General features: G+C 39.8%; 1 protein-coding gene. It reads right to left on the bottom strand.

Features of this window, described 5'->3' with window-relative positions; genetic code table 11:
• Nucleotides 1-41: 41 nt before the first annotated feature.
• On the bottom strand, nucleotides 42-1,181 hold the full coding sequence (locus OQ267_RS22355; RefSeq protein WP_416348676.1) for an IS481 family transposase: 1,140 nt from the start codon (nucleotides 1,179-1,181) through the stop codon (nucleotides 42-44).
• Nucleotides 1,182-1,245 lie beyond the last annotated feature (64 nt).

Raw genomic sequence — 1,245 nt, 5'->3', positions numbered from 1 at the left:
TGTAATAGCCACTACTTAATCTGACAGTTGGTTGGTTTTTACTAATTGTCAGATTGAATTTCTGAATATGTTTTTTGCTCTTCTGAGATCGTTAATTTATCTATTACTTTCTCTTGTTTATAGCACTCAAATATATCCTCTTCCTTTAATTTTTCCAATAATTTCTCCTTAGCCAGAGGAATAGTTAATTTAAGTGTTTCTATTGGAGTTTTTCCGAAGCAGTGTTTCCCACTATGTGTTCTTTCATTATTGTAGTAATACATCCATTTATCAAGATCTGCCTGTAGCTCCTCTATCGTTCGATATATCTTTTTTCGAAAGGCAATGGCATAGAATTCATCCTGGATAGTACGATGGAACCGCTCACAAATGCCATTGGTCTGCGGGCTTTTAGCCTTGGTTTTGGTATGGTCGATGTCTTCAATGGCCAGATATAGCTGGAACTCATGCTGTTCCCTTGATCCGCAATATTCAGTTCCCCTATCGGTAAGTATCCGCAGCAAACGCAGGTCGTGTTGCTCATAAAACGGCACCACTTTATCATTTAGCATCTCTGCTGCCACCAATGCATTCTTGCGGTCATATAGCTTGGTAAAGGCAACTTTAGCATAAGTGTCAATAAATGTTTGCTGATAAATATGACCTACGCCTTTGATGTTACCTACATAATAAGTGTCTTGCGCACCAAGGTAACCAGGGTGATGGGTTTCTATTTCACCATGTGCTTTCTTTTCCTCTTTAGCCTTTTCCAGAGCTACGACCTGAGCTTCGGTTAATACTAATCCTTCCTGTGCGGACTTAGCTTCTAATGCTTTTAAACGGAGTTGAAAGGTGTGAAGATCGTGGCGCAGCCAAATACTTCGAACTCCACCCGGTGATATCAAAATGCCCTGTCTTTTAAGTTCGTTAGATACCCGGAGTTGACCTAAGGCTGGCTGATCTATAGCCATTGCCACAACAGCTTTCTCAATATCCTCTTCAACACGGTTTTTGAGAATTGGCTTTCTTCTGCTAATTTCCTGAAGGGCAAGCTCACCTCCCTGTTCATAAAGTTCTTTGAAACGATAAAAACTATCGCGTGAATATCCCATTACTTTGCAGGCTTGCGAGACATTGCCCAAATGCTGAGCAAGCTCCAGGATACCTAGTTTGTTCTTAATGATCTTTGATTGTGTAGTCATAATACTAATCTCTGTTACGTTGTTTAATTTATCGTAACTGTCAGATTAAGTTTTGACTAATTCA

It is taken from the genome of Pedobacter sp. MR22-3 (assembly GCF_026240075.1).
Lineage (GTDB): Bacteria > Bacteroidota > Bacteroidia > Sphingobacteriales > Sphingobacteriaceae > Pedobacter.
The sequence above is the reverse complement of the archived record's forward strand: the minus strand, read 5'-3'. Positions and strand labels throughout refer to the sequence as shown.